General features: G+C 65.6%; 26 protein-coding genes and 1 riboswitch. Of the genes, 12 read left to right on the top strand and 14 right to left on the bottom strand.

Annotated elements, in window-relative coordinates; all coding sequences use genetic code 11:
• Nucleotides 1–20: 20 nt before the first annotated feature.
• From ACVWYQ_RS18845 to ACVWYQ_RS18835, 3 genes are all read right to left on the bottom strand, one after another.
• Entirely contained in the window at nucleotides 21–881 is an 861-nt protein-coding gene (locus ACVWYQ_RS18845) for a 23S rRNA (adenine(2030)-N(6))-methyltransferase RlmJ (RefSeq protein WP_404544014.1), read from the bottom strand.
• Nucleotides 882–1067: 186 nt separating this feature from the next.
• On the bottom strand, nucleotides 1068–1760 hold the full coding sequence (locus tag ACVWYQ_RS18840; RefSeq protein ID WP_404544012.1) for a ribonuclease T2 family protein: 693 nt from the start codon (nucleotides 1758–1760) through the stop codon (nucleotides 1068–1070).
• Nucleotides 1761–1881: 121 nt separating this feature from the next.
• Nucleotides 1882–2292 (bottom strand): hypothetical protein, encoded by a 411-nt coding sequence (locus ACVWYQ_RS18835; protein ID WP_246732434.1) that lies wholly within the window; start codon nucleotides 2290–2292, stop codon nucleotides 1882–1884.
• Nucleotides 2293–2527: 235 nt separating this feature from the next.
• On the opposite strand from ACVWYQ_RS18835, the gene ACVWYQ_RS18830 reads away from it, so the two are divergent.
• On the top strand, nucleotides 2528–2827 hold the full coding sequence (locus ACVWYQ_RS18830) for a hypothetical protein (protein WP_036027125.1): 300 nt from the start codon (nucleotides 2528–2530) through the stop codon (nucleotides 2825–2827).
• A 44-nt stretch (nucleotides 2828–2871) separates the two neighbouring features.
• A complete protein-coding gene (locus ACVWYQ_RS18825) occupies nucleotides 2872–3402 on the top strand; it encodes a DUF3617 domain-containing protein (RefSeq protein ID WP_404544010.1) in 531 nt (176 codons plus the stop codon).
• Between the two features lie 169 nt (nucleotides 3403–3571).
• Here ACVWYQ_RS18825 and ACVWYQ_RS18820 read toward each other — a convergent pair whose 3' ends face one another.
• From ACVWYQ_RS18820 to ACVWYQ_RS18810, 3 genes are read right to left on the bottom strand one after another with little or no spacing between them, the layout of a single operon-like run.
• On the bottom strand, nucleotides 3572–4960 hold the full coding sequence (locus tag ACVWYQ_RS18820) for an ATP-binding protein (RefSeq protein ID WP_025033840.1): 1389 nt from the start codon (nucleotides 4958–4960) through the stop codon (nucleotides 3572–3574).
• A gap of 20 nt (nucleotides 4961–4980) precedes the next feature.
• Entirely contained in the window at nucleotides 4981–5712 is a 732-nt protein-coding gene (locus tag ACVWYQ_RS18815; RefSeq protein ID WP_036027131.1) for a response regulator, read from the bottom strand.
• Nucleotides 5709–6251 (bottom strand): MarR family winged helix-turn-helix transcriptional regulator, encoded by a 543-nt coding sequence (locus ACVWYQ_RS18810; protein WP_057027673.1) that lies wholly within the window; start codon nucleotides 6249–6251, stop codon nucleotides 5709–5711. The genes ACVWYQ_RS18815 and ACVWYQ_RS18810 overlap by 4 nt, the downstream gene beginning before the upstream one ends.
• A gap of 337 nt (nucleotides 6252–6588) precedes the next feature.
• On the opposite strand from ACVWYQ_RS18810, the gene ACVWYQ_RS18805 reads away from it, so the two are divergent.
• The 5 genes from ACVWYQ_RS18805 to ACVWYQ_RS18785 all read left to right on the top strand — a co-directional run bounded on the left by ACVWYQ_RS18805 (nucleotide 6589) and on the right by ACVWYQ_RS18785 (nucleotide 10930).
• Complete coding sequence (locus ACVWYQ_RS18805) at nucleotides 6589–7671, top strand: branched-chain amino acid aminotransferase (RefSeq protein ID WP_370108601.1); 1083 nt, start codon at nucleotides 6589–6591, stop codon at nucleotides 7669–7671.
• A gap of 115 nt (nucleotides 7672–7786) precedes the next feature.
• Nucleotides 7787–8311 (top strand): YegJ family protein, encoded by a 525-nt coding sequence (locus tag ACVWYQ_RS18800; protein ID WP_275508021.1) that lies wholly within the window; start codon nucleotides 7787–7789, stop codon nucleotides 8309–8311.
• A 174-nt stretch (nucleotides 8312–8485) separates the two neighbouring features.
• A complete protein-coding gene (gene hisS, locus ACVWYQ_RS18795; protein ID WP_404544006.1) occupies nucleotides 8486–10006 on the top strand; it encodes a histidine--tRNA ligase in 1521 nt (506 codons plus the stop codon).
• 119 nt (nucleotides 10007–10125) lie between these two features.
• Nucleotides 10126–10329 carry a tautomerase family protein gene (locus tag ACVWYQ_RS18790; protein ID WP_025033847.1) on the top strand — a complete coding sequence of 68 codons (204 nt, stop codon included), beginning with the start codon at nucleotides 10126–10128 and terminating at the stop codon, nucleotides 10327–10329.
• A gap of 196 nt (nucleotides 10330–10525) precedes the next feature.
• On the top strand, nucleotides 10526–10930 hold the full coding sequence (locus ACVWYQ_RS18785) for a thioesterase family protein (RefSeq protein WP_404544003.1): 405 nt from the start codon (nucleotides 10526–10528) through the stop codon (nucleotides 10928–10930).
• Nucleotides 10931–11025: 95 nt separating this feature from the next.
• Here ACVWYQ_RS18785 and proC read toward each other — a convergent pair whose 3' ends face one another.
• Both proC and ACVWYQ_RS18775 read right to left on the bottom strand, forming a co-directional pair.
• Complete coding sequence (proC, locus tag ACVWYQ_RS18780) at nucleotides 11026–11901, bottom strand: pyrroline-5-carboxylate reductase (protein WP_404544001.1); 876 nt, start codon at nucleotides 11899–11901, stop codon at nucleotides 11026–11028.
• A 154-nt stretch (nucleotides 11902–12055) separates the two neighbouring features.
• Nucleotides 12056–12556, bottom strand: a complete 501-nt coding sequence (locus ACVWYQ_RS18775; protein ID WP_275498573.1) for a type III secretion system chaperone family protein — start codon at nucleotides 12554–12556, stop codon at nucleotides 12056–12058.
• A 432-nt stretch (nucleotides 12557–12988) separates the two neighbouring features.
• Nucleotides 12989–13148: riboswitch (FMN riboswitch) on the top strand.
• 78 nt (nucleotides 13149–13226) lie between these two features.
• Here ACVWYQ_RS18775 and ACVWYQ_RS18770 point away from each other — a divergent pair.
• Nucleotides 13227–13784, top strand: coding sequence for a 6,7-dimethyl-8-ribityllumazine synthase (locus tag ACVWYQ_RS18770; RefSeq protein ID WP_404543998.1), 558 nt, complete (start codon nucleotides 13227–13229; stop codon nucleotides 13782–13784).
• Between the two features lie 122 nt (nucleotides 13785–13906).
• Here ACVWYQ_RS18770 and ACVWYQ_RS18765 read toward each other — a convergent pair whose 3' ends face one another.
• The 5 genes from ACVWYQ_RS18765 to lgt all read right to left on the bottom strand — a co-directional run bounded on the left by ACVWYQ_RS18765 (nucleotide 13907) and on the right by lgt (nucleotide 18738).
• On the bottom strand, nucleotides 13907–14860 hold the full coding sequence (locus ACVWYQ_RS18765) for a ribose-phosphate pyrophosphokinase (protein WP_036009398.1): 954 nt from the start codon (nucleotides 14858–14860) through the stop codon (nucleotides 13907–13909).
• 194 nt (nucleotides 14861–15054) lie between these two features.
• Nucleotides 15055–15666 (bottom strand): hypothetical protein, encoded by a 612-nt coding sequence (locus ACVWYQ_RS18760; RefSeq protein ID WP_157286532.1) that lies wholly within the window; start codon nucleotides 15664–15666, stop codon nucleotides 15055–15057.
• Nucleotides 15667–15989: 323 nt separating this feature from the next.
• Complete coding sequence (gene pgeF, locus ACVWYQ_RS18755) at nucleotides 15990–16757, bottom strand: peptidoglycan editing factor PgeF (protein ID WP_271539025.1); 768 nt, start codon at nucleotides 16755–16757, stop codon at nucleotides 15990–15992.
• Entirely contained in the window at nucleotides 16754–17872 is a 1119-nt protein-coding gene (locus ACVWYQ_RS18750) for a class I SAM-dependent methyltransferase (RefSeq protein WP_404543995.1), read from the bottom strand. The genes pgeF and ACVWYQ_RS18750 overlap by 4 nt, the downstream gene beginning before the upstream one ends.
• A 20-nt stretch (nucleotides 17873–17892) precedes the next feature.
• Nucleotides 17893–18738, bottom strand: coding sequence for a prolipoprotein diacylglyceryl transferase (gene lgt / locus ACVWYQ_RS18745; RefSeq protein ID WP_404543994.1), 846 nt, complete (start codon nucleotides 18736–18738; stop codon nucleotides 17893–17895).
• A gap of 198 nt (nucleotides 18739–18936) precedes the next feature.
• Between lgt and ACVWYQ_RS18740 the strand changes: the two genes are divergently transcribed.
• The 4 genes from ACVWYQ_RS18740 to ychF all read left to right on the top strand — a co-directional run bounded on the left by ACVWYQ_RS18740 (nucleotide 18937) and on the right by ychF (nucleotide 22126).
• Entirely contained in the window at nucleotides 18937–19200 is a 264-nt protein-coding gene (locus ACVWYQ_RS18740) for an accessory factor UbiK family protein (protein ID WP_404543992.1), read from the top strand.
• A 324-nt stretch (nucleotides 19201–19524) separates the two neighbouring features.
• The gene (locus tag ACVWYQ_RS18735; protein ID WP_057027685.1) at nucleotides 19525–20241 is read left to right on the top strand and encodes a 50S ribosomal protein L25/general stress protein Ctc; all 717 of its coding nucleotides are present in this window, start codon (nucleotides 19525–19527) and stop codon (nucleotides 20239–20241) included.
• Between the two features lie 58 nt (nucleotides 20242–20299).
• The gene (gene pth / locus ACVWYQ_RS18730) at nucleotides 20300–20905 is read left to right on the top strand and encodes an aminoacyl-tRNA hydrolase (protein ID WP_271539016.1); all 606 of its coding nucleotides are present in this window, start codon (nucleotides 20300–20302) and stop codon (nucleotides 20903–20905) included.
• A gap of 123 nt (nucleotides 20906–21028) precedes the next feature.
• Nucleotides 21029–22126, top strand: coding sequence for a redox-regulated ATPase YchF (ychF, locus tag ACVWYQ_RS18725; protein ID WP_404543991.1), 1098 nt, complete (start codon nucleotides 21029–21031; stop codon nucleotides 22124–22126).
• Nucleotides 22127–22240: 114 nt separating this feature from the next.
• On the opposite strand, the gene ACVWYQ_RS18720 is transcribed toward ychF, so the two are convergent.
• Nucleotides 22241–22537 carry a DUF4282 domain-containing protein gene (locus ACVWYQ_RS18720; RefSeq protein WP_028134403.1) on the bottom strand — a complete coding sequence of 99 codons (297 nt, stop codon included), beginning with the start codon at nucleotides 22535–22537 and terminating at the stop codon, nucleotides 22241–22243.
• Nucleotides 22538–22689: the final 152 nt, after the last annotated feature.

Raw genomic sequence — 22689 nt, 5'->3', positions numbered from 1 at the left:
CTTGGCGTCAATGCTTGGCGTCAAGGCTTGGGCACCTCCAGCCGGAATCTGGCAGCACCGCCCTGGCCGAGCGGTATTTCCAGCTCCGGCAGAATGGTCTTGAGCTCGCCGTGCAGCGTGTAGGGCGGGTTGACGATCAAGAGACCGGTGGAGGTGAGGGCGGCGCTGTCGGCTTGCGGCGCGACGCTGAATTCGAGGCGCAGGCATTTTCCGGGCGGCTTTGCTGCAGCTGCGAGCCGCGCCACGGTTTGTGCCAGCGTGTCGGTGGCGCGCCGGTTCTTGGCGGGATACCAGATTACGTAGATACCGGTCGGCCATTTCGCGAACGCTGCCGAGAAGGCTTCGCCGAGCCGCTCGAACTCGTCCTTGGCCTCGAAGGGCGGATCGATCAGCACGAGGCCACGCCGCTCCTTCGGCGGCACGAAGGCCGGCAGCGCCACCCAGCCGTCGAGATCGACCACGCGGGCCTGCTCGTCGCGGCGCAGCGCGTCGATCAGCGCTTTCCGGGCCTTCGGCTCGAGCTCGCAGGCGACGAGCCGGTCCTGCGGCCTGAGCAGGCCGCGTGCGATCAACGGCGAGCCCGGATAGGCCTTGAGCTCCCCCTTTGGGTTGAAGGCGCGGACGATGTCGAGATAAGGCTTCGTCAGCGCTGCGCTCTCGTTCGACAGGCGTGCCTGCAGCAGCCGCGCGATGCCGGTCAGCCATTCGCCGCCGCGGCGCGCCTCTTCGCTGTCGAGATCGTAGAGGCCGGCGCCGGCATGGGTGTCGATGACGCGGAACGCTGCCGGCTTGTCCTGCAGATAAGTAAGGATGCGCGCCAGCACGATGTGCTTGATGACATCGGCGAAGCTGCCGGCGTGGAAGGCGTGGCGGTAGTTCATGGCAAGAGCACTACGCCACGCGATGGCTTGAGCAAAGAGGCACGATCACGTGTCCCGGACGCGGTGCAGCGTGTAACGCTGCGCCGCTGAGCCGGGACCCAGCTCTTCGCGAAAGGCCCCGGATCAGCAGCACACCACGCCGCTGTTCGCGGCGCATTGCGCTGCATCCGGGGCACGAGAGCGTGCCTACCCGCCCCTGATCGGCGGCATCGTCACCTGGTCGCGGCGGCAGGCGCGGCGCTCGATCTCATCGCAGGCGCGGAATTGCAGGTCCTTGCTGAGGCAGATGCGGACCTCTGACAGCCGTGTCCGGTTGCAGGTGACCGAGACGGCGGCACTGCCGAGACCCGGATTGGCCTTGATGAAGGCCTCCTCGACCTCCGCCGGCGCGACGGTCTTGGCCTGCGCCAGATCGAGATATTCGGGCGGGATCTTGATCGCAGCGCGCGCCTTGCGGATCATCTCGAAATAGCCGCGGCCCTCGAGCCCGGAGCAGGTGCCGTGCTTGTCCCATTCGTTGAAGATCAGGCCCGGCGCTGGCATCAGGTCGAGCATCGAGGAAACGATATTGCGGTTCAGCCGCGGCGCCGGCCGCTGGCAATATTCGGGGAAGCCGTTTTCATATTGCGGCCACAGCCCATGCACCACGAAGGCGTAGGGCCGTCCGCTGCATTGCATCTGGGACCGTCCGCCGCGTTCGGCGGCCTCCTCGCAGAACGAGGGCGACCACGATAGCGCCAGCACATAGAAGTCGAACTCGCCGGGTGCGTTCTGCCGCTTGTCCTGCGCCTTCGCACCGCCGGCGAGGCTGGCCAACCCCGCAGCAAGAGTGAGCGAGATCATCAAACGGGACAACGAACGCAATCTGAAGTGAAACATGGCGACGCCCCTCAACTAGACTGTGCACACACAGCCTAGCAGGCGATGGGAACATTTCAAGAACAAAATTGGGGCGGCAGTCATCGGCTGGCTGATCAGCCCGAATCCGCCGCTGTTGGGATCAGGGCTTGGCGGCGCGGCAGGCCGGATTGTAGGCCCAGTTGCGATCCACCCCGACGACGCACCATTCGACACCGTTGCCGTAGGAGGCAAAGCCGCCATCCTCGATGATCGAGAAATGCACCTTGCGCGCCTTGCCGTCATTGAGCATGGCCTCGCCGGTGCAATAGCGCCGCGGAATGTTGTCGGACTGCCAGGGCCGGAACGCGGTCTCGCGAACGGCGGAGAAACCGGTGATCTGCAACGAAGAATTCCAGAACGTGTATTCCTTTTCGGCGAACTCGTGCACGATCCTCGGCAGAGCCCAGTCGCAAGGGGCGACGGCACCGTCATAGCGCGGCCCGCTCAGCCAGAAATTCAGCTCCAGCGGGTTGGCGGCCCTGGCCTCGCCGAGCGACAGCGCTCCGAACATGAGGCCGAGCACGGCAGCAAAGCGGAGCGATTTCTGGGAGGGGGCGGGCATGGTCAATCCGGACAGCTAAGGTCTTGCGAAGGTCCGGACGGTGCCGCGAAGGTTGGGGGAGGTCAAGTGCAGCGCGGCAACACTTCGCAAGGACTTGACCAAGTGTCGCGGCCAACAGGGGTTCGGTTCTTTTCAGGTGCCTCCCGGCACCGTAAACTGGCGCCAGCCAATTGGAGTGACGGGAATGCGAATCATTGCGGCCGCGGGCCTTCTTGCCAGCCTGGTTGTCTCGGGCATGATGGCGAGCCAGTCGGCGCGCGCCGATTACGTGCCGCCGTTCAAGGGCAACGACACCGGCGGCATCATCGCCTATTCGATGGCGACCCGGGTCGATGCGCGCCAGGTCGCGGTCGATCACTGCGCCCGCTACGGCAAGGTCGCGAAATTCCTGGCCGTGCAGGGCTATGAGGGCGGCTACATCTCGTTCTCGTGCCGCTGGGTGCCCTATGGCGCCGCCGACCGGCCGATCCGCACGCTGTACTGAGCGCTGTCGCAAGGCCGTACTTCTCTCAGCCGGGAGCTTTCCTCATGACGCGCAAACTCGCTTTGCTCGGCTCGATGCTTTGCCTCGCATTGTCAGCGAGCAGCGCCGGCGCCGACGAACTGCCGCTGCGCAAGGCCGGTCTTTGGGAGATGAAGCTGGTCACATCAGGCTCGCCCGTGCCCGAGATGATCATGCAGCACTGCACCGACGAGACCGTCGACAAGGAGATGAGCAACAACGTCTCCCCGATGGCCAAGCAGGTCTGCGCCAAGCAGGAGATCAAGAAGACCGCGACCGGCTATGTCAGCGATTCCGAGTGCAGCGTCGCCGGCGTCAGCACGACCTCGCATGCCGAGATCACCGGAGACTTCAACTCGGCCTACACGGTGAAGACCACTTCGCACGCCAAAGGTGGCGTTGCCGGTGCCGCCGGGCGCGACAGCACCACGACGCTGCAGGCCAAGTGGCTCGGGGCCTGCAAGCCGGATCAGAAGCCCGGTGACATCGTCATGCCCGGCGGCTTCAAGATGAACACGCGCGACATGGACAAGCTGAAGGCGCTGCTGCCGAAGTAGGTGTGCTCGCCGCGCGGCCGGTGCGCTCCCTCGCCCCGTTCTTACGGGGAGAGGGTGGGGGTGAGGGGCTCTCTCACACGTGAGATGGATGAGAGACCTGTACCCCCTCACCCGGATCGCAAGAGCGATCCGACCTCTCCCCGCAAGCGGGAGAGGTGGAGTAAGCCACCTACACCGGTATCCGCACGCTCGCCCTCAATCCCCCCATCGGGCTGTCACCCAGCGTGATGTCGCCGCCGTGCGAGCGGGCGATGTCGCGGGCGATCGCGAGGCCAAGGCCGGTGCCGCCTTCATCCTGGTTGCGGGCGTTGTCCAGCCGCAGGAACGGCTTGAACACCTCTTCGCGCAGGTGGGCGGGAATGCCCGGGCCGTCGTCATCGACGGTGACGGTCAAATAACGGTGATCGCGCTGGCCGGTGATGGCGATGTTCTTGCCGTAGCGCGCTGCGTTGGTGACGAGGTTGGCGAGGCAGCGCTTGAACGAGGCCGGCTTCACCGTCACCACGGGCAGGCCGTTGAAGGCGACGGTCGCGGTATGGCCGTGGCGCTCGGCATCGCTGCGCAGCTCTTCGAGTGCCTGCGCCATGTCGGTCGGCTGCGACTGCTCGCCGGAATCGCCGCGCGCGAAGGCGAGGTAATCCTCCAGCATCATCGACATCTCGTCGACGTCCTTGCGCATGCCTTCGAGCTCGGGGCTGTCGCCGATCAGTGCCAGCTCGAGCTTGAAGCGGGTCAGGATGGTGCGCAGATCGTGACTGACGCCGGCGAGCATCGCGGTGCGCTGCTCCATCGTGCGCTCGATGCGCGACTTCATCTCCAGGAAGGCGACCGCCGCGCGCCGCACCTCGCGCGCGCCGCGCGGTCTGAAGTTCGGCGCCTCGCGGCCCTTGCCGAAGCTTTCTGCGGCGTCGGCAAGCCGCAGGATCGGCTTGATCTGGTTGCGCAGGAACAGCACCGCGACGATCAACAGGATCGAGGACGTGCCGACCATCCAGAACAGGAAGATCTCCGAGTTCGATGCATAGGCGGCGCTGCGCTGCGCGAACACGCGCATCACGGCGTCGTCGAGCTGGATGCGGATCTCGACCAGGTTGGAGCGGCCGACCGTGTCGATCCAGAACGAGCGGCCGATCTGGCGGCCGAGCTGCACCGACAGCGTCTGGTCGAGCAGCGAGAAGAACGGCTTTGGTCCCGGCGGCGGCATGTCGCCGGCAGGCAGGAAATCGACCACCAGGCCGAGCCGCTGCTGCGCGATGCGGCGGATCTCGTTGCGGTCCTTGTCCTGCGGATAGCCCTTGTAGACGTCGATCAGTGCGGCGATGTCCTGCACCACTGCGGCCGACAGGCGGCGCGTCACCGTGTTCCAGTGCCGCTCCATGAACACGAAGGCGACGACCGATTGCAGGATCACCATCGGCACGATCATGATGAGGAGCGCGCGGGCGTAGAGGCCGGTCGGCATCCAGCCCTTGAACGCGTTGCCCATCCAGCCGTTCGCGGCCGAGACGCGGCCGGCGGCGCTCTTCAGCAGCGTCAGGCCGGTATCGATCGTGCTCATCTGGCGCGCTTCACTGCGGTTCAGGGCGAGGCCACCAGGCGGTAGCCGATGCCGCGCACCGCCTGCAGGAACAGCGGATTGGCGGGATCGGTCTCGATCTTGCGCCGGAGGCGGTTGATCTGCACGTCGACGGCGCGCTCGTTGACGCTGCCATTGCCGGTCAGCGCGCTGCGCGGCACAGTCTCGCCCGGCGTCTCCGCGAGAATCCTCAGCATCTCGCGCTCGCGGTCGGTGAGGTGGATGACCTCCTCGCCCTGGCGCAATTCGCCGCGTTCGAGATGGTAGACATAGGGGCCGAAGGCGATCTTCTCGAGCGTCGTGGCCTGCGGCGGCGGCGCGGCGCGCTTGAGAATGTTGTTGATGCGCAGCGCCAGCTCGCGCGGCTCGAACGGTTTTGCGACGTAATCGTCGGCGCCGATCTGCAGGCCCTCGATGCGGGCTTCCGCCTCGTGGCGCGCCGTCAGCATCACGATCGGCACCGAGGACGAGGTGCGGATGAAGCGGGCGAGGTCGAAGCCGGTCTCGCCGGGCATCATGACGTCGAGGATCAGGAGATCGAAATGCAGGCCCATCAGCTTCGAGCGCGCATCGCCGGCGCTCGCCGCGGTGGTGACGCGGTAGCCTTCACTTGCAAGAAAGCGCGAGAGCAGGTCGCGGATGCGGCGGTCGTCATCGACCAGCAAGAGATGCGGGGCATCGTCGGCCGGTTGCACCGGCGGGCGCGCGAGCGTGGCTGCGAGCGGCACGGTCACTCCTTGGCGTCTTGTTTGACGGAAGCGAAGATCGTCTCCAGCACCTTGTCCGGATCGTCGCGGTCGATCATCGCGCGCAGGAAGCGCTTGACCGTCTCGGCATCCTGCGGACCCATCTCCGCGAGCGCCCTGGTGATCCGCGTGGTCTGCAGCCCGGCGAGCTTCTGCACCAGCGCCTCGCCCTTCGGCGTCGCGTAGAGCAGCCGCTGGCGACGGTCATTGTCGCCGGTCTTCTGCACGATATAGCCCTCGTCCAGGAGCTGCTTCAGCACCCGGCCGAGCGACTGTTTGGTGATGCGCAGGACGTCGAGCAGGTCGGCGACCTTGAGCCCGGGATAGCGGTAGACGAAATGCATGACCCGGTGATGGGCCCGGCCGAAGCCGAACGCCTCCAGCTCCTGGTCGGGATCGCCGACGAAATCGCGATAGGCGAAGAACAGCAGCTCGATGATATCCCAGCGCAAATTGCCTCCATCGCCTGCGGCCGGCCGGGGCGCGGCAGCGTCTTGAGAAGGAGTCGCGAAATTTATGTCAGGCATATTGACGTATCTTGGGTTCAATGTTACAAAACGATCGACCCGCACGAAATTTTAGATCGTTTCGCGCCGGGTGGCATCGGAGCAGGACGGCCGGAGAGAGCCGGACAGGTGGCGACGGCCGAAGCAGATCTACCGTGCAATTGTCGAGCGGCATTTCGGCAAAACATACTGGACTTCCGCCTTCCGCAAAAGCATGTCCTCGATGACATGCTGGCTGCGGAAACCGGCCGTAACATGGCTGGCGGCGGTCCAGCCAGAAACCAATCAAGCCAGCCGGGCCCGAGCGGGCAGGCGGGCGCGAGAAATAGCGCCGCCACCGGCAGCGGGAGGCAAGGACATGAGCATGACATTCGACATCCAGCCCGCATCCAATCCGACGCCCGAGAAGGACCGCGTCGCCAAGCTGGTGGATCCCGGCTTCGGGCGGATCTTCACCGATCACATGGCAATCGTCCGCTACAACCAGGCCAAGGGCGGCTGGTACGAGGCGAAAATCGAGGCGCGCGCCAACTTCCAGCTCGATCCCGCCGGCGCGGTTCTGCACTACGCCCAGGAGATCTTCGAAGGCTTGAAGGCCTACAAGCGCGACGACGGCGGGGTGAACCTTTTCCGTCCCGACGCCAATGCGCGCCGCTTCAAGGACTCGGCCGATCGCATGGCGATGGCGCAGCTGCCCGAAGACGTCTTCATCGAGGCGGTCGAGCAGGTCGTGCGCATCGACCGCGCCTGGATGCCGGGCGGCGAGGGCAGCCTTTACTTGCGCCCGTTCATGATCGCGAGCGAGACCTTCCTCGGCGTCAAGCCATCGTCCGAATACATCTTTGCGGTGATCGCCTCGCCGGTCGGCTCCTACTTCAAGGGCGGGCCCGCGCCGGTCTCGATCTGGGTGTCGGAGAACTACACGCGCGCCGCGATCGGCGGCACCGGCGCGGTCAAATGCGGCGGCAATTATGCCGCGAGCCTGCGCGCCCAGGCCGAAGCGATTCAGCACGGCTGCGACCAGGTCGTCTTCCTTGACGCGGTCGAGCGCCGCTACATCGAGGAGCTCGGCGGCATGAACGTGTTCTTCGTGTTCGACGACGGCTCGCTGTCGACGCCGCCGCTCGGCACCATCCTGCCCGGCATCACCCGCGACTCCATCATCACGCTCGCCCGCGACGCCGGCAAGACGGTGCGCGAAGAACCCTATACGCTCGAGCAGTGGCGCAAGGACGCGGCCTCAGGCAGGCTGAAGGAAGCCTTCGCCTGCGGCACCGCCGCCGTGATCTCGCCGATCGGCAAGGTGCGCTCGGTCAGCGGCGATTTCGACATCTCAGGCGGCGCCGCCGGCCCCGTCGCCATGGGCCTGCGCAAGCAGCTCGTCGACATCCAGTACGGCCGCACCAACGATCCCCACAACTGGATCCGCAAGGTGTTTTGATCACCCTCCAGGGGAGGGTAAAAAGCGCAACGTTTGTGGCTTATTGCGCACTGAACGTGCTGCTGCCGACGTGCGACAAAGCCAGGACACAACAAGCGTTCCGGACATCGCGATCATGGCAACAAAGCTCTCCCAACCCATGAAATGGGTCGTTCTCGCCGCCATCACCGGCGTTTGCGTTTTCGGCATCCTGACCATCGGCCCGACCCACGAGGTCGCAGCGCAAGACCGCTCGCCGATCGTCGACGTACGCACCACCGACCCCGAGATGAACACCGCGATCGCTCGCGCCCGCGGCTCGCTGCCGACCTTCTGGGCCTCCTATGAATCGCCCAAGCCGTCCGAGTCTGGTCACGCTCTGAAGGTGCGCTTTACGACCCGCAAGGGCGGGGAGCACATCTGGATCGGTGAGGTGAAGAAGCTGCCCGACGGGACCTTGACCGGCGTCTTCGCCAACGAGCCGCGCGATCTGCCGGGCAAGCGAGCCGGCGATAAGGTCAAGTTCGCGGAGGCCGACATCTCGGACTGGATGTTCATGCGCAACGGCAAGATCGTCGGCGGCGAGACCATTAAGCCGACGCTGAAGTCCCTGCCGAAGGCGGACGCCGATGCCCTGAGGGCGCGGATGGAGCAGCCGTAAAACTCTCTCCTTCTCCGCTCTTAACCACACACTCCGTCATGCCCGGGCTTGTCCCGGGCATCCACGTCTTTGGCGCCCCATCGCGGCGCGTGGATGGCCGGGACAAGCCCGGCCATGACGAGTTCTGCGGATAGGCCGGTTGCCGCCTTGCGCCCCGGCTGGTAAACGCCGCGCATGGCCGAGAAACCTAAAAAACCCCAGAAACTGAAGGCGCGCCTGCCGCGCGGGCTCGAGGATCGCGACCCTGCCGCGATCCGGGCGACGCGCGAGATGGTCGAGAAGATCCGCGCCGTCTACGAGCTCTACGGTTTCGAGCCGGTGGAGACGCCGGCGATGGAATATACCGACGCGCTCGGCAAATTCCTGCCGGATCAAGATCGTCCGAACGAGGGCGTGTTCTCGTTCCAGGACGACGACGAGCAATGGATCAGCCTGCGCTACGATCTGACCGCGCCGCTCGCCCGCTACGTCGGTGAGCGCTACGGTACAGATGGTCTGGTGCTGCCCTATCGCAGCTATCGCGTTGGCTACGTCTTCCGCAACGAGAAGCCCGGCCCCGGCCGCTTCCGCCAGTTCATGCAGTTCGATGCCGACACGGTCGGCTCGGCGACGCCAGCGGCGGACGCCGAGATCTGCATGATGGCGGCGGACACGATGGAGGCGCTCGGGATCGCGCGCGGCCAGTACCTGGTGAAGGTGAACAATCGCAAGGTGCTCGACGGCGTTCTGGAAGCCATTGGCCTCGCGGGTGAGGAAAATGCGGCGCGCCGACTGACCGTGCTGCGCGCGATCGACAAGCTCGACAAGTTTTCCGCGGATGAAGTGCGCAAGCTGCTCGGTCCCGGACGCTGGGATGGCGGCGAGGAAGGCAAGGGCGACTTCACCAAAGGCGCCAATTTGAGCGCGGCGGAAGCCGATGTTGTTCTCGCCATCACCAAGCCGCGCGAGGATTGGAAAGAAGCAATTGCCGCGGCAGAAACCTATCTCGCCAAGAGCGAAGTCGGTCAGACCGGCGTCAGCGAGCTGGAAGAGATTGCAAAACTGGTCACGGCCTCGGGCTATGGTGCGGATCGCATCAAGATCGATCCCTCGGTCGTGCGCGGCCTCGAATATTACACCGGCCCCGTCTACGAGGTCGAACTCCTGCTCGACACCAAGGACGAGAAGGGCCGCCCGGTGCGCTTCGGCTCGGTCGGCGGCGGCGGGCGCTATGACGGCCTGGTCTCGCGCTTCCGCGGCGAGCTGGTGCCGGCAACCGGATTCTCGATCGGCGTGTCGCGGCTGCAGGCGGCGCTGACGCTGCTCGGCAAGCTCGACACGCGGCCCGAATTCGGCCCCGTCGTCGTCACCGTGTTCGACCGCGACCGCGTCGCCGACTACCAGAAGATGGTCGCGAGCTTGCGAGGTGCGGGCATCCGTGCCGAGCTCTATCTCGGCAATCCCAAGAACATGGGCAACCAGCTCAAATACGCTGATCGCCGCAACTCACCTTGCGTCATCATCCAGGGCTCGGATGAAAAGGCGCGCGGCGAAGTGCAGGTCAAGGACCTGATTGAAGGCGCCAAGGCGGCCGCAGCGATCGCCTCCAACCAGGAATGGCGCGAGACCCGGCCGGCGCAGTTCTCGTGCAGCGAGGCCGATCTCGTGGTCAAGGTGCGCGAAGTCCTGGCCCGCCATGACGTGAGCTGGGGCTAGCTATTCGCCTCGATCGTCATGCGCGGGCTTGACCCGCGCATCCATCTTCAAAATGATGGATTGCCGGGTCAAGCCCGGCAATGACGAGTGGAAGATGAACGCGCAGCAGGGAGAGAACAATGCCTGAGATCACCATCAGCATGGCCGAAGGCCGTACCGACGAGCAGAAGGCCGGCATGATGCGCGACATCACCCAGGCGCTGGTGAAGAATCTCGGCGTCGATGCCGATGCCGTCGTCATCCAGATCAACGAAGCCCCGCTCCGTCACAAGATGAAGGGCGGCAAGACCTTCGTGGAGCGCGCGGCGGCGGCGAAGAAGTAGCCATCGCCGTTGCGGCAAGCGCCGCTGTCGTCCCGGACAAGCGTCAGCGCAGATCCGGGAGCCATAACCACAGGAAGTGGTTTGTGGAATGAAGCGGTCACTCCGAGTCCCCGCAACCACGACGTCCTGTGATTATGGGTCCCGGATCGGCGCGCGCGGCGCGCTTGTCCGGGACGACACTGAGTTTGAGGTCCCCATGGACGCACGCGACTTCATCACAACAGGCATGAGCGCCGAGCGCACGCTGGTGGTCCCGGTGGAGCGCACCGTCGGGCATTTCGTGTCAGGCATGCCTTTTGTCTACGCGACGCCGATGATGATTCTGGAGATGGAGATGACATCGGGCGATGCGATCCGCTCAGCGCTTCAGCCGGGCTGGGTCACTGTCGGCACCGAGGTCGACATCCGCCATCTTGCCGCCGCGCTCGTCGGCGCGACCGTGCGGACCACCGCAAAGGTGGTCGCGGTCGAGCGCCGGGTCATCCGCTTCGACGTCGAGGCATTCGAGGGCACGCGCAAGCTCGGCGAAGGCCGCCACGCGCGCGGGCTCGTCAATGTCGAGATGTTCAACAAGCGGTTGGCCGCGGGCACGACGCCGTAGGGTGGTCAAAGGCGCAAAGCGCCGTGCCCACCATCTCTCCTCAGACTCGTATGAAGGTGGTGGGCACGCTTCGCTTTGCCCACCCTACGCAGCTTCTACTTCGCCAATTCCTTCGACCGCTGCGTGGCCGCTGCGATGGCGCGGAGCATGAGTTCGCGCAGGCCCGGCTCGCCCATCAGCACACTGAGCGCTGCGGCCGTGGTGCCGCCGGGCGAGGTGACGTTCTGGCGCAGGGTGCTCGACGGCAGCTCCGACCGGTGCAGCAGTTCGCCGGAGCCGGCGACGGTCTCGCGGGCGAGCTTGGTCGCCAGCGCTTCGGGCAATCCCGCTTCAACGCCGGCGCGGGCGAGCTCTTCGGCGAGCAGGAACACATAGGCCGGGCCCGAGCCGGACACGGCGGTGACCGCGTCCATCAATCCTTCGTCCTCGACCCATTCGACCGAGCCGGTGGCGCGCAGCAGCGCATCGGCCACCGCGCGCTGCGCGGCGCTGACGTCGTTCGCGGCAACAGCGACGGTGATGCCGCGGCCGATCGCGGCCGGCGTGTTCGGCATCGCGCGCACCACGGCGCCGCCACAGACCTCCTGGAGCGTGGCGATCGTGGTGCCCGCCATGATCGAGACCACCGACGTCTTGTCCGAGACGAACGGTTTCAGCTTGGCGCCGGCCTCGCGGAACATCTGCGGCTTCACCGCCACGACCAGCGTTTCGACAGCGCCGGCGGTGCTCGCATCAGGATTGAGCACGACGCCCTTGGCGGCCAGCGCGGAGATCTCGGGCGCAATGTGCGGCTCGATCACCGCGACGCGGCGCGGATCGAGCCCGCCCGAAAGCCATCCGGTCAGCATCGCGCCGCCCATCTTGCCGGCGCCGGCGAGCAGGATGGTGCCGGTGATGTTTTGGAGGGTGCTGCTGTTAGCCACTGTGGTCACCACAAATTCGGTGTCGTCCCGGCGAAGGCCGGGACCCATAACCACAGGCGGTTCTAGTGGATCGAGGTGTTGGCAACAAGCCGCGTGCCACAAGCGACATCACGCGGTATGGATCCCGGATCGGCGCGCGCTTTGGGCGCGCTTGTCGGGATGACGTGGGGAGGGAGCTGCCGCCCTCGCGCCTTGGTAGGCCCTACGCCTCGCCCACCGTATCGAACATTGCCGCGTCCATCGCCTCCGCGGTGGTCTTGCCGGCCCACACCACGAACTGGAACGCGGGGAAGTAGCGCTCGCAGGCATGAATGGCGCCGGCGAGCATGACCTCGCATTGCGCCGGCGAGGCGGTGAGGCCGCCCGGCAGCACCAGGGCCTGACGGTGCATCACCATGCCGGTGTTGGTCCACAGGTCGAAATGGCCGACCCACAGCTGTTCGTTGACGGCGGCAACGAGCCGCTGCACCTCGCCGCGGCGCGCGGGCGGAATCTTCATGTCGAAGGCGCAGGCCAGATGCAGCGCCTCGATCTCGCCCATCCAGGTGAAGGAGAGCTGGTAGTCGGTCCATTGTCCCTTGGAGACAATCGTGAGCTCGTCCTCGCCGGAGCGTTCGAACGGCCAGTTGTTGCTGGCGGCGATGTCCTCGACCACCGCGAGCGGATGGTTTCTGGAATCGATAGTGCCTTCGAGCAGGGACATGCCGTCTCGACCTCTTGCCTTCTTGTTGTCTTTGATACGCACGCGGTTGGGCCCGGCGCGCACTCCCTAAACGTCGCTGCGGCGTCCCTCGGATCGGCCTTTGCAATCCCCTCGGAGTCGCTGTTGCGATCCCTCGGATCAGCGCGGGCCTGTCGCGGATCAAGTGATGTGATTTGCGGAATCTGCGCAACGGGGTCGCGAGTCCGTCCACAAGCCAGGACTCGTTCGTCCACAGCTCATCTCCGCCACAATTCTTAACGGACGAGAACAAACCGGAATCGGCTTCGGCAAAAAAGCACGCCGCAAATTCCGTGGGGCGAGGGCCGAATCGCCGCCGCGGCATGGCACCATGCACTTGGCCCATGCGGAACACGCTTGCCGCGACTGCCCGGCGGCGGCATATTGCCTGATAGGCCGTTCATCCCGGACGGCCGATGTTCTCAGGGCGGGGTGAAAGTCCCCACCGGCGGTAAGGGCCGACAGGCCCAAGCCCGCGAGCGCCTTCCGCAAGGGTTTATCCCGAACGGAAGGGTCAGCAGATTCGGTGCAACTCCGAAGCCGACGGTTAAAGTCCGGATGAAAGAGAACGGTCGCTGGCAGACGCATCGAGACGATGCGGCTGTTTGTCGTTCCGTGTGCCCTGATTCTGGTCCTTAAACCGAGGAAAGCCATGAATCAGATGCTGCAAGACCCCCAAACCGAAACGTCCCAAACGCCGCCGCCGGTTCCCGTGGATCCGGCCTCTGCGCATCCGCGTTTCGCCAAGCCGCAGAGGGTGGCCTTCGTGCAGGCCTGCTGGCACCGCGACGTGGTCGCGGAAGCCCGCATCGCCTTCATGAAGGAGGCAGAAGCCCGCCACCTCACCCATGTCGACGTGTTCGAGGTACCGGGCTCGTTCGAGATCCCGCTGCACGCGCAGGTCCTCGCCAAGACGCGGCGCTACACCGCGATCGTCGCGGCCGGTCTCGTCGTCGACGGCGGCATCTACCGCCACGAATTCGTCGCCGACACCGTGATCAAGGCGCTGATGGACGTGCAGCTGCGCACGGAGGTGCCGGTGTTCTCGGCCGTGCTGACGCCGCAGCAATTCCACGAGACCGAGGTGCACTACGATTTCTTCCGCAAGCACTTTGCGATCAAGGGCGTCGAGGTCGCGACCGCCTGCGCGGAGACGTTGCACGGCCTGGAGCGCCTGCGCGGCCAAGTCGCGGCGGGGATCGTGGGGTAGGCAGTGGTCATTCCGGGGCGCGCGTAGCGCGAGCCCGGGATCCATTGATCGACACGGATGGCGGCAAGATGGATTCCGGGTTCGGCGCTGACGCGCCGCCCCGGAATGACGATCCTCAAGGATCAATCGAACAGGCTCGACACCGATTCTTCCGCCGCCGTGCGCGCGATCGCATCCGAGATCAGGCTGGCGATCGGCAGGGTGCGGATGTTCGGCGCCTTGGTCACCGCGTCGGTCGGCAGGATCGAATCGGTGATCACCAGCTCCTTCAGCCTGGAGCCGGCGATGCGCGCCGCCGCGCCGCCGGAGAGCACGCCGTGGGTGATGTAGGCGTAGACGTCCTTGGCGCCCTTGGCGAGCAGCGCATCGGCCGCGTTCACCAGCGTGCCGCCGGAATCGACGATGTCGTCGACGAGGATGCAGGTGTGGCCGGAGACGTCGCCGATCACGTTCATGACCTCGGACTCGCCCGGCCGCTCGCGGCGCTTGTCGACGATCGCGAGCGGGGTGTTGATGCGCTTGGCGAGGCCGCGCGCGCGGGCGACGCCGCCGACGTCGGGCGAGACCACCATCGTCTTGGTCAGGTCGAACTTGTCCTTGATGTCGCGCACCATCAGCGGCGCGGCGAACAGGTTGTCGGTCGGAATGTCGAAGAAGCCCTGGATCTGGCCGGCATGCAGGTCGAGCGTCATGACGCGGTCGACGCCGGCCTGCGTGATCATGTTGGCGACGAGCTTGGCCGAGATCGGCGTGCGAGAGCCTGACTTACGGTCCTGCCTTGCGTAGCCGAAATAGGGCAGCACCGCGGTGATGCGGCGCGCCGAGGAGCGGCGCAGCGCGTCGGTGATGATCAGCAATTCCATCAGATGGTCGTTGGCGGGGAACGAGGTCGACTGAATGACGAAGGCATCCGAGCCGCGGACGTTCTCCTGGATCTCGACGAAGATCTCCATATCGGCGAAGCGCCGTACCACCGCCTTGGTCAGCGGCAGGTCGAGCCCTTGCGCGATCGCCTGGGCGAGGGCCGGATTGGAGTTGCCGGCGACGAGCTTGATGGAGCCGTTTTTGGCCGACATGGACGCTTCCTCCCGCGCTTTGCTGGATACGACCTTCAACATCTGAGAATACCCGCTGGCAGCACGGTTACGACGGGCGAGGAAATATCAGGCGGAAGGCCGCAATGGCAACCCGGGATGCTACGTTTTCCCTTTGAAAATCCTGAGTCGGGCCAACGGCTTGGCCGCAAGTTGAGGCCGTGGTTTAGCGGGGGTTATTGCTCGGCATAGCCGAGCGCTGATGCCGGCATGTCCGGCGCGGAAGCGTCCTTGACGACGCTGGCCACCGCCGGTCCCCGCAATGCCGGAGCCGCGCCGGGTGCATCCGGCGTTCCGTTGATCATGTTGGAAAGTCCGCTGAATCCGGCCTGGGCGATCTTCCGCAGCACGAGGTCGTCGGCAGCCAACCACGCGTCGCGGCCGCCCTTGGCCGAGGTCGGTTCCTCGCCGGAAAGACGCAGCGCGCGCTGCTGGTTGGCGTCGTAGACGTCCCAGACCCAGGCGATCACGGTCTTGCCGCGCACCACCTGGGCGGAGAGGTAGCTGCGCACGCGATAGGCAGCCGTACCTTCGCGGGAGACCACGGACAGGCTGCGCAGCTTGGATTCGCTGTCGAGCACGCCGACCATGCGGTCGAACACTTGCGGAGGTGGCCCGTCGATCGATTCGAAGGCGATAGTGGCCCCGCTGCCGGCGCTCGGCGCCATCGCATAGGAATTGACGGCACTGCCGCCGCCGCAGCCGCCCAGCGCGGCCGCCGCTGCCAGCAGCATGACCGCCAGCACGCGCGAACCCGCGCGGCGAAAGATGAATGACGCGTCCCTCATTATGGAGGGCAGCGATATCGTTAAAACGCATTAACGTCTAGGGCGGGCGAGCCACACCCCCCACCGTCATTCCGGGGCGATGCGCAAGCATCGAACCCGGAATCCATTTCGCAGCGTGAATTGCCGCACGATGGATTCCGGGTTCTCGCTTCGCGAGCCCCGGAATGACGGGGTTGCCCCTGTGTCCCGGACGCGCTGCGGCGCGCAGTGCCGCTGCGCTGAGCCGGGACCCAGATTGCCGCCGAGATTGAGATTGCAGAGACATGGGCCCCGGCTCAGCGGCACATCACTTACGTGCTGCACCGCGTCCGGGGCGCGAGGCCTCATCCCTCCAGCGCAATCGCGTGAACGTGGCGGCCGTAATCCGGCTCCTTGCGGTGCACCGAACGGCGATAGCTGAAGAAGCGCTCGTCGGAATAGGTGTCGAGGCCGAGATCGTCGATCATCAGGATGCCGGCGGCCTCCAGCCGCTTGCGGATGAAGCCGGCGAGATCGAACATCGCGTGGCCCTCGCGCACCGAGGGGATGAAGAACACAACGTTCTCCGCATCCTGTTCGATGAAGCGCGCGACGAACTCGTTGCCGACCTCGTAGCTGTCCTGGCGGATCAACGGGCCGATCGCGGCGATGATGCCGCCGCGCGTGGCGCCGAGCTGCTCCATCGCCGCGATGGTGGATTCCAGCACGCCCGTCAGTGCGCCCTTCCACCCCGCATGCGCGCCACCGATCACGCGCGCCTGGGGATCCACGAACAACACCGGCCCGCAATCGGCGGTGGAGACGCCGAGCGCGATGCCTGGCGTCTTCGTGACCAGCGCGTCGCCTTTTGGTCGCGGCCCGCTCGGCCACGGTGCCTCGGCAACCAGCACGTCGGGCGAATGGATCTGGTGCAGGCTGAGGAAGCGCTCGGGCGCAACGCCGACATGCTCGGCCATGCGGCGGCGGTTCTCGGCGACCAGGGCCTGATCGTCGTTGGAGCCGAGTCCGCCGTTCAGCGCGGAATAAATGCCGCCGGAGACGCCGCCTTCGCGGGTGAAGAAGGCATGGCGCAGGCCGGGCACGGCCGACAGCAGCGACGAAGCTATCGTCATGAGGCCTCTCCTGCCTGTTCCAGATCGCTGAGGCCGGCAAGGCCCGTCAGCCGCGGCTCGGAGATGCCGAGCACCTTGAACATCGAACCCATGCCGCCACGCCCGGTATCGGTCAGGCGCTTGAGCGCCACCGAAATGTCGGTGGCAACGTCGGGCGCAGCTTTCTGCATCAGGGCGGCGGCGCGGGTATCAATGCCGATCCGCTTGAGGAAGTCGCCTTGCGTGACCGGCCCATGCACGCGCGCGCCGACATCCTCGGCCGCGCGCGCCAGCGCCTGGAAGTCGACATGGGCGGTGACGTCGGCCTGGCCCGGCGCCTTCAATGGATCGGCGAAGGTGTGGCGCGCAATCGCCTGGAACGTGTCGCCGGCGTCGCTGCGCAGGTGACCGTAATCGATGATGAGCGCCGCGCCGTCCTGGTCGCGCACGCGCGTGGCAAGCTTCATGATCTCGCCGTCAGGACGCCACTCGAACACGGCGCCGATGGGCGCGGTACGCACCAAGGGCGGCAGCAGCACGTCGAAGCGCGGCGTCGGCTCCGGCGCCGCGCCGAACTGAAGCTTGCCGTTGGGATCGATCTCGATCACGCGCTCGTGCCAGCCGTTCTCGAGCCGAACCATCTGGTGAATCGGCAGCACGTCGAAATATTCGTTGGCGAGGATGATGCTGGGGCCCTCCGGCACCTCGTCGATGCTGTCGTGCCAGGCGATGTTGCGCACGTTGGCGAGCGTCGCGCTCTGCCGGTCCCGCAACACGGGATTGACCTCGACCATGTGGATGTGGAGCGCCTGGTAGAGCGGGGGCAGCACGCGGAGCGCGCGCAGCGCATCCGCCATCATGGTGCCGCGGCCGGGGCCGAGCTCGATCAGCCGCAGGAATTGCGGCGAGCCCATCTGCTTCCAGACCGAGGCGGTCCACAACCCCAACAGCTCGCCGAACATCTGGCTGACTTCGGGCGCCGTCGTGAAGTCGCCCTCGCGCCCGAGCGGATCGCGCGAGACGTAATAGCCGTAGCGCGGATGCATCAGGCACAGTTCCATGTACCGCCAGACCGGCATCGGCCCGGAAGATTTGATCAGCGCCTTGATCTCGTTGAGCAGCGGCTGGTCGGTCACGGCGATCTTCTCGAAATGAATTAACGAATGGCCTCGACGGGCGTCAGCGCACCGCGCCTCACTGCCAATACAATAAGTATGAGGCCGACGATAAGCATCGGGATCGACAGCAGCATGCCCATGGTTAATCCGCCCCAGAGAAAACCGAGCTGCGCGTCCGGCTCGCGGAAATGCTCCCCGGCGATGCGGGCCAGGCCATAGACCAGGATGAAGGCGCCGAGGATCATGCCGGGGCGCTTCAAGGCGCCGAACCGGATCATGATCGCCAGCACGGTGAACAGCAGGATGCCCTCCATGCCGGCTTGGTAGAGCTGGCTTGGATGCCGCGGCAACTGCGTGGGATCGTTGGGGAAGATGATCGCCCAGGGCAGGCTCGGGTCGGTGGCGCGGCCCCACAATTCGCCGTTGATGAAATTGGCGATGCGTCCGAGCAAGAGTCCGACCGGGGCGACCGCGGTGGTGATGTCGCCGAGCGACAGGATCGAGATGCCATTGCGGTAGGCGAACCACATCACCGCGACGACGCAGCCGAGGAAGCCGCCGTGGAACGACATCCCGCCCTCCCACAACTTAAAGATCGCGGCGGGATGATCGATGAAGAAGGGCAGGTTGTAGAACAGCACGTAGCCGGCGCGGCCGCCGAGGATGATGCCGAGCGTGACCCACAGGATGAAGTCATCGATCTGAAGCAGCGAGATCGGCGCGGGTCCGCCCCACACGCGTTCGCTCTTCAGCAGCGCGCGGGCATAAAGCCAGCCGAATACGATGCCGCAGATATAGGCCAGGGCATACCATTTGATCGCGAACGGACCGATCTCGAGCGCGATCGGGTTGAAGGCGGGGAAGTCGATGAGCAAAAACGGCATCGCGCCTTCTGTGTCCAAGCGGAATCGCGGCGGTCGGCGCCGGCAGACGCCCCGTGATTCCTCTTATGCAGGGACGTTGAATACGATTGCAAGGAAACCGGCGCGTGACAAGGATACCGCCGCTTCGCTCTTGAACCGGCCCCCTCGGATTGCCATTGTCTTTCCGCGAGGTCGCGCAAAGTTTATCGGAGGCCCACAATGACCCAGACCAATAACCGGTTTTTCGACGAGATCGGCCGCCTGATGAACGACGCCGCCGGTGCTGCCCAGGGCGTCAAGCGCGAGTTCGATTCCGTGATGCGCAGCCAGGCCGAAAAATTCCTGCGCGACATGGATCTCGTCAAGCGCGAGGAGTTCGAGGCGGTCAAGGACATGGCGCGCCTGGCGCGTGAGGAGAACGAAGCCCTGAAGGCGCGGGTCGCCGCGCTGGAGGCAAAGCTCGGGGGGACCCCGACGTCGTAAAGCGCGGTTCTCTCTGTCCCTCCCCTGGAGGGGGAGGGTCGGCGCGCAGCGCCGGGTGGGGTGATCTCTCCACTCGGCACCGCCTCGGTGGAGAGACTGTCACCCCACCCCGGCTCACATTTCGCTACGCTCCATATGAGCCGACCCTCCCCCTCCAGGGGAGGGTGGAAACCGCCCGCCAGCCCATTCTCCTTGTCATTTCCGCAGCTTCCGGGTAAAAGCCCGCCACGTCCGCGGCCCCCGCACCCCTGGAGGCTTGCTGTGGACCATGCCATGGGCCGCCTTGCGGCCCATTAACTTTTGCAAAAACAAGGACTTAACGACATGGCGACGACCGTCAAGGAATTGAAGGCGACCGCACGTCCGAAGAGCGGCAAGGGGGCCGCCCGGGCTGAGCGTCGCGCCGGGCGAGTGCCCGGAGTGATCTACGGCAACAACCAGCCCCCGCTGACGATCTCGATCGAGGATCGTGAACTGCGCCAGCGCATCCTTGCCGGCCGGTTCCTGACCACGCTGGTCGACATCGACCTCGAGGGCAAGAAGCACCGCGTCATTCCGCGCGACTACCACCTCGACCCGGTCAAGGACTTCCCGATCCATGTCGACTTCATGCGGCTGGGCGAAGGCGCCACCATCCGCATCAGCGTTCCCCTGCACGTGGTGAAGGCGGAAACCTCTCCGGGCGTGAAGCGCGGCGGCACCGTCAACATCGTCGCGCACGCGATCGAGCTCGAATGCGGCGTCGAGAGCATCCCGCAGTACATCGAGGCCGATGTCGGCTCGCTCGAGATCGGTCACTCCCTGCATCTGGCCGACGTCAAGCTGCCGGCCGGCGTCAAGGCGCTGACCCGCGAGGACGCGACCCTCGTCACCATCGTTCCGCCGTCCGGTTACGCCGAAGAGCAGAAGGCCGCTGCTGCGGCTGCCGCTGCTGGTGCGGCCCCGGGCGCTGCGGCTGCTCCGGCCGCTGGTGCTGCGGCACCGGCTGCTGCTCCTGCCGCTGCTGCCAAGGCTCCCGCCGGCGGCGACAAGAAGAAGTAATCTCTCGAAGCTGGCGCGCGGTCCTTGACCGCGCGCCGAGCGGGGGGCGCGCCGCGTCATGCGACTCTTTGTTGGGCTCGGCAATCCCGGCGCGAAATACGCACGTAACCGGCACAATATCGGCTTCATGGCCGTCGATGAGATCGCGCGGCGTCATGGCTTTGCGCCGTGGCGCCGCCGCTTTCAGGGCGAGACCTCGGAAGGTGCGCTCGGCACCGAGCGCGTGATCCTGCTCAAGCCCACGACCTACATGAACGAGTCCGGCCGCAGCGTTCAGGAAGCGGCGAGCTTCTTCAAGATCGCCGCGGGCGACACCACCGTGTTCCACGACGAGCTCGAGCTGCCGCCGGGCAAGGTGCGGGTGAAGATCGGCGGCGGCATCGCCGGCCACAACGGCCTGCGCTCGATCTCGGCGCATGTCGGCAACGATTATCGCCGGGTCCGGCTCGGCATCGGTCATCCCGGCGTCAAGGAGCTGGTGCACGGCCATGTGCTGTCGGACTTCGCCAAGGCCGACAACGAATGGGTGACGACGCTCTGCGATGCGGTGGCCGAGCACGCCGCGCTGCTTGCCAAGGGCACGGACGCGACCTTCGCCAACAGGGTGCATCTGGCCATGCAGGCGAAGGGGTTTTTGACCAAGGACGAGAACGGCAAGGAATAACACCGGTCATCGCCGGACTTGATCCGGCGATCCATCGTTCGAAGAAGATGGATGCGCGGGTCAAGCCCGCGCATGACGAGTTCGGAAGATATTGACGCGCGGAGCGCGGAGGCCAGGACCACCATGGGATTCAAATGCGGGATCGTCGGATTGCCCAATGTCGGCAAGTCGACCTTGTTCAATGCGCTGACCGAGACGGCCGCGGCGCAGGCCGCGAACTATCCGTTCTGCACCATCGAGCCGAATGTCGGCGAGGTCGCCGTGCCCGATCCCAGGCTCGACAAGCTCGCCGCGATCGCCAAGTCGGGCCAGATCATCCCGACCCGGCTGACCTTCGTCGACATCGCCGGCCTCGTGCGCGGCGCCTCCAAGGGCGAAGGCCTCGGCAACCAGTTCCTCGCCAATATCCGCGAGGTCGACGCCATCGCGCATGTGGTGCGCTGCTTTGAAGATTCCGACATCACCCATGTCGAAGGCAAGATCGCCCCGCTCGCGGACATCGAGACCATCGAGACCGAGCTGATGCTCGCCGATCTCGACAGCCTCGAGAAGCGCATCGACAATCTCACCAAGAAGGCCAAGGGCAACGACAAGGACGCCAAGGAGCAGCTCGATCTCGTGGGCCGCACCCTGGTGCTCTTGCGCGAAGGCAAGCCCGCGCGCCTCGTCGAGCGCAAGGCGGAGGAGGAGCGGGCCTTCTCGATGCTCGGCCTGCTGTCGTCCAAGCCCGTGCTCTATGTCTGCAACGTCGAGGAAGGCTCGGCCGCCACCGGCAACGCCTTCTCCAAGGCGGTCGAGGAGCAGGCGGCGAAGGAGGGCGCGGTTGCCGTCGTCATCTCCGCCAAGATCGAATCCGAGATCGCGACCATCTCGCGTGACGAGCGCGCGGACTTCCTGGAGACTTTGGGCCTCGCAGAAGCCGGCCTCGACCGCCTGATCCGCGCCGGCTACACCCTGCTCGACCTCATCACCTATTTCACCGTGGGCCCGAAGGAAGCGCGCGCCTGGACCATCTATCGCGGCACCAAGGCGCCGGCGGCGGCCGGCGTGATCCACACCGATTTCGAGAAGGGTTTTATCCGCGCCGAGACCATCGCATATGACGATTATGTCGCGCTCGGCGGCGAAGCCGGCGCCCGCGATGCCGGCAAGCTCCGCCTCGAAGGCAAGGACTACGTCGTCGCCGACGGCGACGTGATGCATTTCAGGTTCAATACGTAGGAGCTGGTCATTCCGGGGCGCGCGAAGCGCGAGCCCGGAATCCATCTATACGCTTGTTCTGTGGCTCAATGGATTCCGGGCTCGCCTCTTCGAGGCGCCCCGGAATGACGGGAATCACCGCATCCCTGATCCCTGGTCCCTGATCGCGCCGAGATGCTCGTTGATGCGGAAGACGATCAGGATCAGCTCCGCGACGATGCGCGAGAACACGATGCCGACCACGACGCTGGCGATCGACGACAGCAGCACCAGGAAGCCGCCGAACGGGCTGATCGCCATCGCAGCCAACCCTGAGAAGATGCCGGAGAGCCCGAACAGGCAGATCAGCGCGATCACCAGCCAGTAGAAGGTCTTGATGATCGTCGGCGTGATGAAGCGGTCCCATTGGAACAGGTCGCTGAATGAGAACATTGCTCTCCCCAAGGCAAATCGGGACTTCAAATCGGGCTTCGGCCGTCGATCGATCCGACTCAAATCAACGCCGATCTCAAGTATGTAGCACGAGCCATGCGGGCCGGCGGGTTGAGATTGCCGCAAAGTGCGGCCACAATCTGTCATTCCCG

The sequence above is a fragment of the Bradyrhizobium sp. USDA 3397 genome (genome assembly GCF_054060965.1).
Note: the sequence above shows the minus strand (reverse complement) of the source record. Positions and strands in the feature narration are given on the sequence as shown.